This is a genomic window from Sphingomonas sp. SORGH_AS_0879, assembly GCF_030819175.1.
Classification (GTDB): domain Bacteria; phylum Pseudomonadota; class Alphaproteobacteria; order Sphingomonadales; family Sphingomonadaceae; genus Sphingomonas.
On record NZ_JAUTBJ010000002.1, the window covers coordinates 3,739,464 to 3,755,189 of the forward strand.

Below are 15,726 nucleotides of genomic sequence, written 5' to 3' on the forward strand. Positions count from 1 at the left end.
CATATGTCGATGAAGTTTCGCCTTCTCCTCCTCGCCCTTCCGCTCGCCCTTGCGGCCTGTGGCGGCGGCAACGGCGACGCCAACAGCACTGCCCCCGCCGCTTCGCCGCTGCCCGCGATCGCCGCCCCTGCGGGCCAGGACTGGACCCAGGTCGTCAGCAAGACCGACGAAGGCTATGTGATGGGCAACCCCAATGCGCCCATCAAGCTGGTCGAGTATGGCTCGCGCCTGTGCCCCGCCTGCGGCGCATTCGCGCGTGAGGGTTACGAGCCGCTGACGAACACCTACGTCAAGTCGGGCAAGGTCAGCTGGGAATTCCGCGAATTCCTGATCCACGGCGCGCCCGATCTGCCCCCGGCGCTGCTCGGCATCTGCGCGGGCGAGGCGACCTTCTTCCCGGTGCTGGAACAGATGTACCAGTCGCAGCAGGGCTTCAACGACAAGCTCCAGGCGATGAGCCCTGCGATGCAGCAGCAGCTTCAGAACGCCAAGCCGGTCGATGTCATCAAGGCGCTGGCCGATCAAATGGACCTGATCAACTTCGTCAAGCAGCGTGGCATCCCCGAAGCCAAGGCGCGCCAGTGCCTGAGCGACATGACGCAGATCGACCGCCTGACCAAGCAGACCCAGGATCGCGGCGCCGACGGCACGGTGACCGGTACGCCGACCTTCATCCTGAACGGCAAGCCGCTGAAGGGCGCGATCGGCTGGGCGGACGTGCAGGCGGCGCTGAAGAACGCGGGCGCGTAAGCAGGTCCGACTTTCGGATTGCGGGAAAGGCGGTCGGGCGAAGGTCCGGCCGCCTTTTTCCATGCCCCCCTTCGTACCCCGGCGGAGGCCGGGGCCTAGTTGCCATGTCTCCGATGGCGCGCGAAGCGGATGGCTGGGGAGCCAATGACGAGGCGGATCGCTGGGCCTCCCCCGCCGGTTTCGACGCCCTCCTCAGGCGCATCGAAACTGGGCCCCGGCCTTCGCCGGGGAACCGGGCCTTCCGATCGCTTCCCACCCCACCCCCCGTTCGCATTGTTCGGGGTCGAGGTGCGTGCCCCGCCGATTGAACTGCGCCCTGCCCATGGCCTTCGACTGCGCTCAGACTGAACGGATGGAGGGAGCGGGGCACCGGGCTCGATCCTGGAAGGTAAGCCTCACGCCCCCACCGCCGTTCGCACTGAGCGAAGTCGAAGTGTACGCCCCGCCCTCCCCCCGAGCGAGTCCCGTGGCCTTCGACTTCGCTCAGGCTGAACGACGATCGGGGAAGGTAAAGCGCACGCAAAAAAGGCCCGGGGATCACTCCCCGGGCCTTCTCTGGCTGTACCGCAAGGACAGGCCGGTCCGGTTCCCGGCGGGCAAGCCCCGCCGGTCCCCGATCCGACTTAGAAGTCCATGCCGCCCATGCCGCCCATGCCGCCACCGGCGGGCATGGCGGGCTTGTCTTCGGGCAGCTCGGCCACGGTGGCTTCCGTGGTGATGAGCAGACCCGCGACCGACGCCGCGTTCTGGAGCGCGGTGCGGACGACCTTGGTCGGGTCGATCACGCCGGCGGCGACCAGGTTCTCATAGGTGTCGGTCGACGCGTTGAAGCCGAACGAGGTGTCGTGCTGGTCGAGCAGCTTGCCCGACACGACCGCACCGTCATGACCGGCGTTCTGAGCGATCTGGCGAACCAGCGCGGTCAGCGACTTGCGAACGATGTCGATACCACGGGTCTGGTCGTCGTTGACGCCCTTGACGCCGTCGAGCGCCTTGGTCGCATAGAGCAGCGCCGTGCCACCACCGGGGACGATGCCCTCTTCGACGGCCGCGCGGGTCGCGTGCAGCGCGTCGTCGACGCGGTCCTTGCGCTCCTTCACCTCGACCTCGGTCGCACCGCCGACCTTGATCACGGCGACGCCGCCAGCGAGCTTGGCCAGACGCTCCTGGAGCTTCTCGCGGTCGTAGTCGCTGGTGGTGTTCTCGATCTGCGCACGGATCGCCTCGGTGCGGCCCTTGATCGCTTCGGCATCACCCGCGCCATCGACGATGGTGGTGTTGTCCTTGTCGATCGTGACGCGCTTGGCGGTGCCCAGCATGCCGACGGTGACGGTTTCGAGCTTGATGCCCAGGTCTTCCGAGATCAGCTCGCCCGCGGTCAGGATGGCGATGTCTTCCAGCATCGCCTTGCGACGATCGCCGAAGCCCGGCGCCTTGACCGCCGCGACCTTCAGGCCGCCGCGCAGCTTGTTGACGACGAGCGTGGCGAGCGCCTCACCCTCGATGTCCTCGGCGATGATCAGGAGCGGACGGCCCGACTGGACGACGGCTTCCAGGATCGGGAGCATCGCCTGGAGGTTCGACAGCTTCTTCTCGTGGATCAGGATGTACGGGTCGTTGAGTTCGACCGTCATCTTTTCCGGGTTGGTGATGAAATAGGGCGACAGGTAACCACGGTCGAACTGCATGCCCTCGACGACGTCGAGCTCGAATTCGAGGCCCTTGGCCTCCTCGACGGTGATGACGCCTTCCTTGCCGACCTTTTCCATGGCTTCGGCGATCTTCTCGCCGACTTCACGGTCGCCGTTCGCCGAGATGATGCCGACCTGGGCCACTTCCTGGCTGCCCGAGACGGGCTTCGAGCGCGACTTGATGTCCTCGACGACCTTGGCGACGGCGATGTCGATGCCGCGCTTCAGGTCCATCGGGTTCATGCCGGCCGCGACCGACTTCATGCCCTCGCGGACGATTGCCTGGGCCAGGACGGTCGCGGTGGTGGTGCCGTCACCGGCGATGTCGTTGGTCTTCGACGCCACTTCGCGCACCATCTGCGCGCCCATATTCTCGAACTTGTCCTTGAGTTCGATTTCCTTGGCGACCGAAACGCCGTCCTTGGTGATGCGCGGCGCACCGAACGACTTGTCGATCACGACGTTGCGGCCCTTGGGGCCCAGCGTGACCTTGACGGCATCGGCGAGGATGTCGACGCCCTTCAGAATGCGCTCACGCGCGTCGCGCGAAAACTTGACTTCCTTGGCTGCCATGGTGGCTACCCTTTCTCTGAAATTTCGTCACCCCAGCGAAGGCTGGGGTCTCGTGCGGGAGAAGATGCCAGCCTGCGCTGGCATGACGGGACTGTCCTCAGCCGATGACGCCGAGAATGTCCGATTCCTTCATGATCAGCAGGTCTTCACCGTTCACCTTGACCTCGGTGCCCGACCACTTGCCGAACAGGATGCGGTCGCCCGCCTTCACGTCCAGCGGGGTCAGCTTGCCGTCTTCGGCCTTCGCACCCGAACCGGCGGCGACGACTTCGCCCTCCTGGGGCTTTTCCTTGGCGGTGTCGGGGATGATGATCCCGCCAGCCGTCTTTTCCTCGGCCTCGACGCGACGGACGAGAACGCGGTCGTGCAACGGACGAAAGTTCATTGCCATGTCCCTTTATCTGGCATGTTACACTTTTCTGGCACTCGAGCCATGCGAGTGCCAACGCCCCGGATATGTGAACGACGGTTCGGGCCGTCAACGGTACATCCCAAAAAATTTCGACGGGCCGCCCGAAAGCCGGGAACAAAATCACAGGCCATCCACATCCGTATTGGCCCCATAATACGGACCATTGCCCAGCCTTCGCGGCTGGGCTAGCCATGCCGGATGACCGACGCTCGCGCAGACGCTCTTCCGCCCGCCTCCCCGCTCGACCAGGATTTCAGTCGCCCGGGGCGCAAGCCCGGCAAGCGCAGCGGCTGGCGGATCGTCAAGGCGGCTTGGCGGCTGCTGGTGGGGATCAAGGATTTCCTGGTCCTGGCGGCGATGCTGCTTTTCTTCGGGCTGATCTTCGCAGCGCTCAATGCGCGGCCGGGGACGAAGGCGATCAGCGACGGCGCGCTCCTCCTCAAGCTCGACGGCCCGATCGTCGAACAGCCCGAGACGATCGCCCCTCTCGCGCTGCTGTCGGGCGGCGACACCCCGCGCCAATATCGCCTGCGCGACGTGGTGCGCGCGATCGACACCGCCAAGGGCGATGGCCGGGTCAAGCTGCTGGTCCTCGACCTCGACGCGTTCGGCGGCGCCTATCCAGCGACGTTGCAGGAAGTCGGCGATGCGATCACCCGCTTCCGAAAGAGCGGCAAGCCGGTGCTGACCTATGCCACCGCCTATACCGACGGCGCCTATCGCCTGGCATCGAATGCCAGCGAGATCTGGGTCAATCCGCTGGGCGGCACGCTGTTCGCGGGGCCGGGCGGCAACCAGCTTTACTATAAGGGGCTGATCGACAAGCTGGGCGTCAACACCCATGTCTATCGCGTCGGCAAGTTCAAATCCTTCGTCGAGCCCTATATCCGCACCGACCAGAGCCCCGATGCGCGCGCCGCGTCGCAGGCCCTGTACGGCACGCTGTTCGCCCAGTGGCGCGAAGCCGTCGCCAAGGCACGGCCCAAGGCGCAGATCGACGCCTTCCTGTCGCAGCCCGACCGCGCGGTGCTCGCTACCCACGGCAATATCGCCGAGGCCAATCTGAAGGCCGGGCTGGTCGACAAGCTGGGCGACCGCATGGCCTTCGGCAAGCGGGTGGCGGAGATCGCCGGGGTCGAGGCGAACAAGCCCGCGGGCAGCTTCCGCACCATCTCCTATGCCTCTTGGGTGCGTGCCAATCCGCTGCCCACCAGCGGCGACGCGATCGGCGTGCTGACCGTCGCGGGCGATATCGTCGACGGCGAAGCGGGCCCCGGCACGGCGGCGGGCGAGACGGTGTCCAAGGCGCTGCTCGACGGGCTGGCTGCCAAGAAGCTGAAGGCGCTGGTCGTGCGCGTCGATTCGCCGGGCGGCTCGGTGCTGGCATCCGAACAGATCCGCCAGGCGATCCTGGAGGCCAAGCGGCAGAAGCTGCCGGTCGTCGTCTCGATGGGCGGTCTGGCCGCGTCGGGCGGTTACTGGGTCTCGACCCCGGCCGACATGATCTTCGCCGAACCCGGCACGATCACCGGGTCGATCGGCATTTTCGGCATCATCCCGACCTTCGAGAACACGCTGGCCAAGATCGGCGTGACCACCGACGGGGTGAAGACCACGCCGCTGACCGGCCAGCCCGACGTGCTGGGCGGCACCACGCCGATGCTCGACACCATCCTTCAGGCGGGGATCGAGAATGGCTATCGCCAGTTCCTGACCCGCGTCGCCCAGTCACGCCACATGACGCCGGAAAAGGTCGACACCATCGCGCAGGGGCGGGTGTGGGACGGCGGCACCGCGCGTCAGATCGGTCTGGTCGACCGCTTCGGCAATCTGTCCGACGCCATCGCCGAAGCCGCGCGCCGCGCCAAGCTGGACCCCGCCAAGGTCCATGCCGAATATCTGGAGAAGAAGCCGGGCTTCGCCGCGATGCTGGCCGAAGGGTTCGACAGCGACGATGACAGCCAGCAGGGCGGCGACGTCTTCGCCATCGCCGCCGCCGAACGCCGCGCGATCGTGGCGCGGGCGCTGGGCGACGTGACCCGGCTGGTGCGCGGCGGATCGGTGCAGGCGCGCTGCCTGGAATGCGGTGGCCTGGGGCCGATGGCCAGGCCGGGCGATCAGCGGTTGCTCGACATGGCGATCGCGAAGCTGGGGCTGTAACGCCCCCTTCCCCACCCCGGTTCAGCCTGAGCGAAGTCGAAGGCCACGCCCCGCCCGATCGGCAAGCGTTATCCCATGCACTTCGACTTCGCTCAGTGCGAACGGGGTGTGGGATTGGCACTTCCCGAACCGCCGCCCTTCACGCTAGGCAGGTCCATCACTTCCGGAGTCCCCGCCCAGCATGATCGCCATCCGCGCCGCCCGCCCCGATGACGCCGCCGCCATCGCCGCCATCTATGCCCCGCATGTTCTGGCCGGTGTCGTGTCGTTCGAGACCCAGGCCCCGGATGCCGACACGATGCGCGCGCGGATGGAGGGGGCGGACGGCCTTTATCCCTGGATCGTCGCGACCCTGGCGGACGAACAGGGGAATGAGGAGGGCGTGATCGGCTATGCCTATGCCGCCCGCTTCCGCGAGCGCGAAGCCTATCGCTGGGTGGTGGAGACGACCATCTATGTCGCCGACGTGTCGCAGCGTTCGGGCATCGGACGGCTGCTTTACGAGGCTTTGGTCGACACGCTGACCGCGCAAGGATTCACCCAGGCGATGGGCGTGATCGCGCTGCCCAATGACGGTTCGATCAAGCTGCACGAAGCGGTCGGTTTCCGCCGCGCGGGCGTGTTCCGCGAGGTCGGGCACAAGCATGGCCGCTGGATCGACGTCGGCTATTGGCAACGCGAACTCGCCGAACCCGCCCCCCATCCCGCCGAACCCAAGCGCTTCGCCGATGTCGGCGTGGTCCGCGATCCGGTGTCGGCGAAGCATCGCCAGGGCTGATCGACCCTCACCCGTCAGCGGAATACAAAGAACGCCCCGCCGGGCTTCCAATCGATCCGCTTGATCCAGACCGAGGCGACGGGCTGGCCATCGGCGGCGATGGCGGGCCGAAACCTGGCTCGCTTCGTCGCCGCTTCGCAGGTCGCGTCCTGGAACGCCTTGTCGCCCCCGGCCTTGGCCACTTCGCATTTCTGGACATTGCCGTCCGTTCCGACCAGCAGGCGAATGATGACGGCGCCCCCCATGCCCATCTGGCTCAATCCCGCCGGATAATCGTCGGGCCGGAACCAGCTGACAGGGCTCTCGACGGGCTCCGGCCCACTCTTCAACTGGCGTTGCTGAACCGGATCGAGCCCCCAGGAGGCGATCAGATTGTCCGAACATTTGTCGAGCGCGGCGAGCGCGTTCGCCATCGCCCCCAAATCCAGCCGGATGGCGTAGCGTCGCACGAAATTGATGCCCAACATGGTCGGCTTCCCCGCCGCGACATCCCCGCGCAAAGCCTTGGGCAGATCGACATCGGGACTGAACCGAAGCGTGGCGGGCGTGTTACGCATCCCCGCAAAGCCCTGCGCCCGCATGCCGGGGACTTCGGCGACGGTCGATGTCGACACCGACACCGCCTGCTTTTCATCGGTCGCGGGAATATGCGGCCCGGCCAGCGCCATTTCCAACCGGTCCAGGACATCATAGCGCGCGATCTGGAGCAGGATCTGCTCCTTGCCCTCACCGAACGTCCGCAACAGGCGGCATTCGGTCGGCGCGTAATCCATGTTCCATTTGGACGTCGGCACCATGGGAGGCTTGGGCTCCGCAGCGAAGAGCATGGACGATGTCATCGTCCCCAACATCGCCGCGCCCCCGGCAAGTGCCAAAGCCATTCGACCGCGCATCATTCCCCTCTCCCTCGGTTCGACCGGACCGGCCGATCGCCCGGCAGGATGCCATGACCCGTCCCACGGCCCAACGATATTGTGAAGCACTCGGCCTTTTCCTCTGCCGCCCTGTCCCCACCATACCAATCTAAGGCTTGGCTTTGCGCACCCGCTTTGGCTAACGCCGTGGGTGAACCCCGTTGGGGACGCATGAAAGGAACAAGCATCATGGCTGCCGACTGGTCGACGATCGAATCGCTCCCGCAGACCCCGCTTCTCGATCTTTTCGCGAATGATCCCAATCGGCTGGCATCGCTCAGCCTGGACGTGGCGGGTATCCATTTCGACTGGTCCAAGACCCATCTGACGCCCGACGCGGTCGCCGCCTTCGCCGAACTGGCCAAGGCCAAGGGGCTGGCCGCCAAGCGCGACGCGCTGTTCGGTGGCGAGGTGGTCAACGTGACCGAAGGCCGCGCGGTCGAGCACACCGCCGAGCGTGGCGAGGGCAAGGCCGAGAGCGTCGCCACCGCCCGCCAGTCCCACGCCCGGATGCGCGCGCTGATCGACGCGATCGAGGCGGAAGCGCTGGGCCCGATCCGCCATGTCCTGCATATCGGCATCGGCGGCTCCGCACTCGGCCCCGACCTGCTGGTCGACGCGCTGGGGCGTGACAGCGACCGCTACGACGTGGCGATCGTGTCGAACGTCGACGGCGTCGCGCTGGAGGAGGTGTTCAAGCGCTTCGATCCCGCCGCCACGCTGCTGGTCGTCGCGTCCAAGACCTTCACCACCACCGAGACGATGCTCAACGCCACCTCGGCGCTGCAATGGATGACCGAGCATGGGGTCGAGGATCCCTATGGCAAGGTGATCGCGCTGACCGCCAACCCCGACAAGGCGGTCGAATGGGGCGTGGACGAGACGCGCATCCTGTCCTTCGCCGAGTCGGTCGGCGGGCGTTATTCGCTCTGGTCGACCATCGGTTTCCCGGCCGCTTTGGGCCTGGGCTGGGACGCGTTCGAGGAATTGCTGGAGGGTGCGGCCGAGATGGACCGGCATTTCCGCCTGACCGACCTCAGCCAGAACGCCCCCGCGCTCGCCGCCTTTGCCGACCTTTATTACACCCAGGTCCGCCATGCCGAGACGCGCGCGCCCTTCGCCTATGACGAGCGGCTTCGCCTCCTGCCCTCCTATCTCCAGCAGTTGGAGATGGAATCGAACGGCAAGGGCGTGACGGTCGATGGCCAGCCGGTCGGCCGTCCCACCGCCGCGATCACCTGGGGCGGGGTCGGCACCGATGCGCAGCATGCGGTGTTCCAGTTGCTCCATCAGGGCACCCACCTCGTCCCCGTCGAGTTCATCGCCGTCATCGAGCCCGGCGATGTGCTGAGCGAGGATCATCATCGCCAGTTGCTGCTCAACGCCTTCGCGCAGGGGGCCGCGCTGATGAAGGGCAAGACGGTCGACGATCCCGCGCGCAGCTATTCGGGCGATCGTCCGTCCTCGACCATCCTGCTCGACACGCTCGACCCGCGCACGCTGGGGGCGCTGATCGCGTTCTATGAGCACCGTGTGTTCGTGAACGGCGTGCTGCTGGGCATCAACAGCTTCGACCAGTTCGGCGTCGAGCTGGGCAAGGAAATGGCCAAGGCGGCGGATCAGGGCGGGCAGGACTTCGACCCCTCGACCGAGGACCTGATCCAGCGGGCGTTCGGCGAATAATCGTCATTCCTCTCCTTGCCAAGGGGAGGTGGCAGGGCGAAGCCCTGACGGAGGGGTGTCACCGTGCGCGATAATGCCCCTCCACCCCCGCTTCGCGGCGGTCCCCCTCCCCAAGCTTGCTTGGGGAGGACTAAGAATGATTTCCGATCACTGTCAGGGGGACGCTGAACTTGGCTCGGCGTCCCCCGTTGTGCTTTTAGGGGGGCCTGTCGTCCCCAATTCCCCGGAGAAGTCTTTCCCATGGCTGAGTATGACTATGACCTGTTCGTCATCGGGGCGGGCTCCGGCGGCACGCGGGCGTCGCGGGTCGCGGCGGCGCATGGCGCGCGCGTGGCGGTGGCCGAGGAATACCGCGTCGGCGGCACTTGCGTCATTCGCGGCTGCGTGCCGAAGAAGCTGCTCGTCTATGGCGCGCATTTCGCCGAGGACCTGAAGGACGCGCGCCGCTTCGGCTGGCAGGTGCCCAGTGACTGCGAATTCTCTTGGGAGACGCTGCGCGACAACGTCCTGTCCGAAGTCGATCGGCTGAACGGCGCCTATAAGAAAACGCTGGAAAGCCACAATGTCGAGATCATCGATCAGCGCGCCACCGTCACCGGTCCGCACAGCGTCCGCCTGGCCGACGGGACCGAGAAGACCGCCGAGCGCATCCTGATCGCGGTCGGCGCGCACCCCGCCGTTCCCTCCTGCCCCGGCCACGAACATGGCATCACCTCCAACGAGGCGTTCCATCTCGACAGCATCCCGAAACGGGTGCTGATCGCGGGCGCGGGCTATATCGCCAACGAATTTGCCGGCGTCTTCCATCAGTTCGGCGCGCATGTGACCCTGATCAACCGCAGCAAGGAGATCCTGCGCGGATACGACCTGACCATCCGCGACCGGCTGCTCCAGATTTCGATGATGAAGGGGATCGAGTTCCGCTTCGACGCGACGTTCGAGGGGATCGAGAAGCAGGCGGACGGCTCGCTCAAGGTCTCCATGTCGGGCCATGCCCCGATCGAGGTCGATCTGGTCATGTTCGCGACCGGTCGCGTCCCCAACACCCATGGCCTGGGGCTGGAGACGGCGGGGGTCGAACTGGACGATCACGGTGCGGTGAAGGTGGATGAGGACAACCGCTCGACCTGTCCCAGCATCTATGCGGTGGGCGATGTGACCAACCGGGTGCAACTGACCCCCGTCGCGATCCGCGAGGGACAGGCCTTCGCCGACACCATCTTCGGCAACAAGCCGACCAGGGTCGATTATGAATGCATCCCCGCCGCGGTGTTCAGCCATCCGCCGATGGCGGGCGTCGGCCTGACCGAGGCGCAGGCCAAGCAGAAACTGGGGTCGGTCCGCGTCTACACCTCCGACTTCCGCCCGATGAAGAATGTGCTGGCGGGCCGCGAGGAGCGCTCGCTCTACAAGATGGTATGCGACGGCGATACCGATCGGGTCGTCGGGCTGCACTTGATCGGCCCCGACGTGCCGGAAATCCTTCAGGCCGCCGCCGTCGCGGTCAAGGCGGGTCTGACCAAGGCGCAGTTCGACGCGACCGTCGCGCTGCACCCGACCATGGCCGAGGAACTGGTGCTGATGCGCTGAACCCGCCTTGCGGGATGGAGCGGATGCCGCTCTGTCCCGCCAAGGCACAAAGGGGCCGATATGTGACAAATTATATATCGCGCTATATTTTATCGCGGTTTAATATTCGGCCGGTATAAGCAAGGCCGACTCGAGGCGCGGGCTTTGGGCAGGATGGCCATGGAAAGCGGAATGAACGATCAGACCACCACGTTCGAACAGGTGATCGCACTCGCCATCGCGGCGATGGAGGGCGCGGATGCGCTGGGCCACAGGCTGGCGGGCAATCACATCGCGGCCGGTCTCGACATGCTACGCGCCGCCCATCGAAAGCGGGAAGACGAGCGCCTTTCGGCCTGAGCCCGGTCGGCCAAGGTCGGCTCGGTCAGACCGCCTCCTCCATCCCGTCGTCAGCGCGCTGGCGCGACGATAGGCGGGGTGGTCGTCCCATCGATCGATATAGGGCGTTCAGCCCACCGATGACCGCGACGGCCCGATCGAAATCGCCATAGCCCGCCATATGGCCTTGATCCGGCGTCACGGTCACGCCGAACGCGCGATTCGCCGCCTCCTCCAGCATTCAGTGAGCGATCCGGCCGCGTGACCGAGGGTTGGTATAGAGCATCAGGTCGGCGGCCGTTTCGTCTCTATTGCGATCACGATTGCGCTGGCGCGGTCATGCGCGATCCAGATGACGGTGCAAAAAGGCGATCGTGCGGTCCCAGGCCTGCTTCGCGGCAGCGGCATCATAGCGTTGGGCGGAGCCGTCATTGTTGAAGGCATGATCGACGCCCGGATAGGTGAAGGCCTCGACCGGCTTGCCCGCCGCCCGCAAGGCCGTGACCCAGGGTTCGCCGGTCGCGTTCACCCGCGCATCCTTGCCCGCATAATGGAGCATGAGGGGCGCTTGCACCCTGGCGGCCTCCGACGGGGCGGGAGCGGGTCCATAATAGGCGACGCCCGCCGCCAGGGCCGGCCCCGCCGCCACCGCCAGCCGGTTGACGAACGCCCCGCCCCAGCAGAACCCCACGGCACCGACCCGGCCGGTGCCCGCCCTGTCACGGGCGGCATGCTCGATCATCGCCCGCGCCTGGGCGAGCGCCAGATCATAGTCGAGCGAGCCGATCAGCGTTCGCGCGCGATCCTCATCGGCCGGGGTGCCGCCTTGCGGTGCGAGCAGATCGGGCGCGACGGCATGGAAGCCCGCCAGCGCCACACGCCGCGCGACATCCTCGATATGCGGGGTGAGCCCCCGATTCTCATGGATGACCAGCACGGTGCCCAGCCGCTTCTTCGCACCCTTGGGCATCGCGATATAGGCCGCCGAGCGGGCGCCCGCCTCCATGCCCTCCCGCCGGTCGATGCGCAGGCGCGTGTCGTGCGGATCGACGATCGCGGCCGCGGCCGGGCTGGCGGCGATCCCCAGGATCAGCGCCTCTGCCGCCGCCACCGATCCCGCCAGCGCAGTCATCTGGCGAAGCAGGGTTCGCCGGTCGTGATGCTCATGGGTGAAGGCGTCGTAAATCCGGACGGCCTGGTCGTGCAGCGCATCGGTCATGCGGACTTCCTCCCTTCGGCCTGGTCCGGTCGTTCGCTGGGACGCGGGTGATGGCCGTGAGAGGAGTGTAAACGGCGCGGGATCAGAGGGCTAGTGCGGGATTGGGGGACAGGGATTCCCGTGGCCTTCGACTTCGCTCAGGCCGAACGGACGTTGGGGGGGCAGGAAGATCTGGAGTCGATCCGAGCCCCTCCCCTTCAGGAGGGGGGCGGCTCGACCTGCTATCATCCCGATCCAGGATATCAGGCGAGGCGATTCAGAGACATGGCCCCCAACCACCGTTCAGCCTGAGCAAAGTCGAAGGCCACGCGACCACCCCAGAGAAAAAGGACCGCCCCCGTGTCAGGAACGGCCCTTTTCGCAACCGAAAAGCCAATCAGGCCCCCAGCGGACTCGGCGAACCGAACGGCCCCGCCCCGCGACGGGTCTTCGGGATCGACGTCCCCGCCTTGGCGATCGGCACCGCCTTAGCCTTGGGATCGTCGCGACCGATATCGTCGCCCGCGATCAGCTTCTTGATCTCGTCACCCGACAGCGTCTCATATTCGAGCAGCGCACCCGCCAGCAGATGAAGCTGGTCGACATGCTCGGTCAGGACATGCTTGGCACGATGCAGGCCGCCCTCGACGATCGACTTGATCTCGTCGTCGATCAGTTGCGCGGTCTGGTTCGACATGCGCACCGGCTGGCTGGACGAATAGCCCAGGAAGCTTTCGCCTTCCGGCTGGGCATATTCGACCGGGCCGACCTTGTCCGACATGCCCCATTTGGTGACCATGTCGCGGGCGAGACCCGTCGCATATTGAATGTCGCCGCTGGCACCGCTCGACACCTTGTCATAGCCGAAGATGATTTCCTCGGCCACACGACCGCCCATGGCGACCGCCAGGTTCGCGTACATCTTGTCGCGGTGATAGCTGTACGAATCCCGCTCGGGCAGGCGCATCACCATGCCCAGCGCGCGGCCGCGCGGGATGATCGTCGCCTTGTGGATCGGGTCGGAGGCGGGTTCGTGCAGCGCGATGATGGCATGGCCCGCCTCGTGATAGGCGGTCATCCGCTTCTCGTCCTCAGTCATGACCATGGAGCGGCGCTCCGCGCCCATCATGACCTTGTCCTTGGCTTCCTCGAACTCGGCATTGGCGACCAGACGCTTGCCCTTGCGCGCCGCCATCAGCGCCGCCTCGTTGACCAGGTTGGCCAGGTCCGCGCCCGAAAAGCCCGGCGTACCGCGCGCGATGACGCGGGCGTCGACGTCGGGGGCCAGTGGCACCTTCTTCATATGGACTTCGAGGATCTTCACGCGGCCATCGATGTCGGGACGCGGCACCACGACCTGACGGTCGAAACGGCCGGGACGCAGCAGCGCGGGGTCGAGCACATCGGGGCGGTTGGTCGCGGCGATGATGATGATGCCCTCATTGGCCTCGAAACCATCCATCTCGACCAGCAGCTGGTTCAGCGTCTGCTCGCGCTCGTCATTGCCGTTGCCCAGGCCCGCACCGCGATGGCGCCCCACCGCGTCGATTTCGTCGATGAAGACGATGCAGGGGGCGGACTTCTTGGCCTGCTCGAACATGTCGCGCACGCGGCTGGCGCCGACGCCGACGAACATCTCGACGAAGTCCGAACCCGAAATGGTGAAGAAGGGCACGCCCGCCTCACCCGCGATGGCGCGGGCCAGCAGCGTCTTGCCGGTGCCCGGCGAGCCGACCAGCAGCGCGCCCTTCGGAATCTTGCCGCCCAGACGGGCGAACTTCGACGGATCCTTCAGGAACTCGACGATTTCCTGCAACTCGTCGCGCGCCTCGTCGATGCCGGCCACATCGTCGAAGGTCACCTTGCCCTCCTTCTGGGTCAGCATCCGGGCGCGGCTCTTGCCAAAGCCCATCGCGCCGCTGGCCCCGCCGCCCTTCTGCATCTGGCGCAGCACGAAGAAGGCGATGCCGATGAACAGGATGAAGGGCAGCGAATTGTACAGCATCAGCATCCAGACCGAGGGCGCTTCCTCGGTCTTGGCGGTGAAGGTCACGCCCTGCTTGCGCAGGCGCGGGATCAGTTGCGAATCGGGAACCGGCGTGGTCTTGAACCGCTCACCCGACGACAGCGTACCGGTGATCGTATCGCGCGAGATGGTGGCGGTCTTCACCGTCCCCTCGTCCACCTTGTCGAGGAAGGTGGAATATTCGATCTGGTTGCCGCTCTGCGCCGAGGAACCGGCGCCCGACAGACTGACGAACAGGGCGAGCGCCATCAGGATGCCTACCCAGATCAACAGGCTCTTCATCCAGGGGTTGCCGCCCCCATTGGGATCGGGGCTCTGCTGCTTGTCGTTGTCATTCATCGGTGCCGGATACCTTTCAGCCACCAAGATAGGCATGGTGAGGTTAATGGCAATGGAACAACGCCGATCAATGTGATCGGTGGGACGGACTTCATTCCTCCCTGCGCGAAGCGCGGCGGTCCCCCTCCCCAAGCAAGCTTGGGGAGGAATTGGAGGGTCAACCCGTTCGGCGCGGGGGTGCGGGGCGGAAGCGCCAGACGCCGGAGCGGACGCTGGCGATCACCCCCGCCTGGGTGGCGCGGCTGCCATGGTGCAGGGCTTCGAGCAGCTTCTCGATATTGCTGCCCTCGGTCCAGGCGGGCGACTCGATCGCCCCGGCGGCACGGACCGTGCCGATCGCGCGGCGGGCCAGCCTGCGCCCCAGTTCGCGGGGCAGGTCGGCGGCCTGGATGCGGACATTGTCGCCGTCGATCTGAACCCGCTGATCCCATAGCCAGTCGACGGTCGCGCGAAGATCGGTGTCCGCCTCCGCCAGTTGCTGCGCCGCACGCGCCAGTTGCGCCACGCCCAGCCATTCATGGCCATCGAGCAACTGGCGGAACCGGGTACGGTCGTGACGCGGATCGTGATTGGCGGGATCGTCCACGAACGGCGCTTCCGCCCTGCGCACGATCTGGCGCAGTTCGGCGCGACGCCAGTCGAGCAGCGGACGCAAGACCACCGCGCCCGCGATCACCGTCCGCGCACGCACGCCCGACAGGCCCGACAGGCCCGCCCCGCGCGCCGCGCGCATCAGGAAGGTCTCCGCCTGGTCGTCGGCATGATGCGCGGTCAGGATCGCCGCCGCGCCGATGGCCCGCGCCTGTTCGGCGAGCAGCGCATAGCGGGCGTCACGCGCCTGCGCCTGGATGCTGGCCCCCGCGATCGCCTCCGGGGGGCGTAAGGCGTGATGCGACACGCCCAGCTTTGCGCAATGCTCCGCCACCATCCGCACCTCACCCGCCGCCTCGGGACGAAGGCCATGGTCCACCGTCGCCACCGCGATCCGTCCCGGCAGCGCCGCCGCCGCCAGCGTCAGCATTGCCATGCTGTCGGGACCGCCCGACACGGCCAGCAACAGGTGCGCCGCATCGGCGGACGGATCGTGAAGAAGCGTCAGATCGGCGGCAAAGCGCGCAATCTGATCGACGGCCGTGGCATCGGTGGCCATGATGCTCTCAAATCTGGTCAGGGACGCGCGCGCTCTGGCCCTTCCGGAGGACGGGCGCAAGGGATTTTGCGTAGGATTTGGCGGTACCGCGAGACCCTCACTCTTCTCACCCGCCTTCGGCGGCGGGGCCCCTTCCCTCTCCCG

General features: G+C 66.5%; 13 protein-coding genes. 6 read left to right on the forward strand and 7 right to left on the reverse strand.

Annotated elements, in window-relative coordinates:
* The first annotated feature begins 9 nt into the window (after window positions 1-9).
* Window positions 10-750 carry a thioredoxin domain-containing protein gene (locus QE379_RS17520; RefSeq protein ID WP_307002451.1) on the forward strand — a complete coding sequence of 247 codons (741 nt, stop codon included), beginning with the start codon at window positions 10-12 and terminating at the stop codon, window positions 748-750.
* A gap of 623 nt (window positions 751-1,373) precedes the next feature.
* Here QE379_RS17520 and groL read toward each other — a convergent pair.
* Both groL and groES read right to left on the reverse strand, forming a co-directional pair.
* Window positions 1,374-3,014, reverse strand: a complete 1,641-nt coding sequence (gene groL / locus QE379_RS17525; protein ID WP_307002452.1) for a chaperonin GroEL — start codon at window positions 3,012-3,014, stop codon at window positions 1,374-1,376.
* 97 nt (window positions 3,015-3,111) lie between these two features.
* Window positions 3,112-3,399, reverse strand: coding sequence for a co-chaperone GroES (groES, locus tag QE379_RS17530; RefSeq protein ID WP_267435017.1), 288 nt, complete (start codon window positions 3,397-3,399; stop codon window positions 3,112-3,114).
* 225 nt (window positions 3,400-3,624) lie between these two features.
* Between groES and sppA the strand changes: the two genes are divergently transcribed.
* Window positions 3,625-5,586 carry a signal peptide peptidase SppA gene (sppA, locus tag QE379_RS17535; RefSeq protein WP_307002454.1) on the forward strand — a complete coding sequence of 654 codons (1,962 nt, stop codon included), beginning with the start codon at window positions 3,625-3,627 and terminating at the stop codon, window positions 5,584-5,586.
* 181 nt (window positions 5,587-5,767) lie between these two features.
* Window positions 5,768-6,364 carry a GNAT family N-acetyltransferase gene (locus QE379_RS17540; protein ID WP_307002456.1) on the forward strand — a complete coding sequence of 199 codons (597 nt, stop codon included), beginning with the start codon at window positions 5,768-5,770 and terminating at the stop codon, window positions 6,362-6,364.
* Window positions 6,365-6,378: 14 nt separating this feature from the next.
* Here QE379_RS17540 and QE379_RS17545 read toward each other — a convergent pair whose 3' ends face one another.
* A complete protein-coding gene (locus QE379_RS17545) occupies window positions 6,379-7,161 on the reverse strand; it encodes an energy transducer TonB (RefSeq protein WP_307002458.1) in 783 nt (260 codons plus the stop codon).
* A 306-nt stretch (window positions 7,162-7,467) separates the two neighbouring features.
* On the opposite strand from QE379_RS17545, the gene pgi reads away from it, so the two are divergent.
* The 3 genes from pgi (at window position 7,468) to QE379_RS17560 (ending at window position 10,890) form a co-directional block, all read left to right on the forward strand.
* Window positions 7,468-8,961: a glucose-6-phosphate isomerase gene (pgi, locus tag QE379_RS17550; protein WP_307002460.1), complete on the forward strand. Its 1,494-nt coding sequence runs from the start codon at window positions 7,468-7,470 to the stop codon at window positions 8,959-8,961.
* A 240-nt stretch (window positions 8,962-9,201) separates the two neighbouring features.
* The gene (gene gor / locus QE379_RS17555; RefSeq protein ID WP_307002462.1) at window positions 9,202-10,551 is read left to right on the forward strand and encodes a glutathione-disulfide reductase; all 1,350 of its coding nucleotides are present in this window, start codon (window positions 9,202-9,204) and stop codon (window positions 10,549-10,551) included.
* Between the two features lie 171 nt (window positions 10,552-10,722).
* Window positions 10,723-10,890: a hypothetical protein gene (locus QE379_RS17560; RefSeq protein WP_307002464.1), complete on the forward strand. Its 168-nt coding sequence runs from the start codon at window positions 10,723-10,725 to the stop codon at window positions 10,888-10,890.
* 25 nt (window positions 10,891-10,915) lie between these two features.
* Here QE379_RS17560 and QE379_RS17565 read toward each other — a convergent pair whose 3' ends face one another.
* The 4 genes from QE379_RS17565 to tilS all read right to left on the reverse strand — a co-directional run bounded on the left by QE379_RS17565 (window position 10,916) and on the right by tilS (window position 15,582).
* Window positions 10,916-11,110, reverse strand: a complete 195-nt coding sequence (locus QE379_RS17565; protein ID WP_307002466.1) for a hypothetical protein — start codon at window positions 11,108-11,110, stop codon at window positions 10,916-10,918.
* 96 nt (window positions 11,111-11,206) lie between these two features.
* Window positions 11,207-12,088 carry a dienelactone hydrolase family protein gene (locus tag QE379_RS17570; RefSeq protein WP_307002468.1) on the reverse strand — a complete coding sequence of 294 codons (882 nt, stop codon included), beginning with the start codon at window positions 12,086-12,088 and terminating at the stop codon, window positions 11,207-11,209.
* A 376-nt stretch (window positions 12,089-12,464) separates the two neighbouring features.
* On the reverse strand, window positions 12,465-14,432 hold the full coding sequence (gene ftsH / locus QE379_RS17575; protein ID WP_307002470.1) for an ATP-dependent zinc metalloprotease FtsH: 1,968 nt from the start codon (window positions 14,430-14,432) through the stop codon (window positions 12,465-12,467).
* A gap of 157 nt (window positions 14,433-14,589) precedes the next feature.
* Window positions 14,590-15,582 (reverse strand): tRNA lysidine(34) synthetase TilS, encoded by a 993-nt coding sequence (tilS, locus tag QE379_RS17580; protein ID WP_307002471.1) that lies wholly within the window; start codon window positions 15,580-15,582, stop codon window positions 14,590-14,592.
* Window positions 15,583-15,726: the final 144 nt, after the last annotated feature.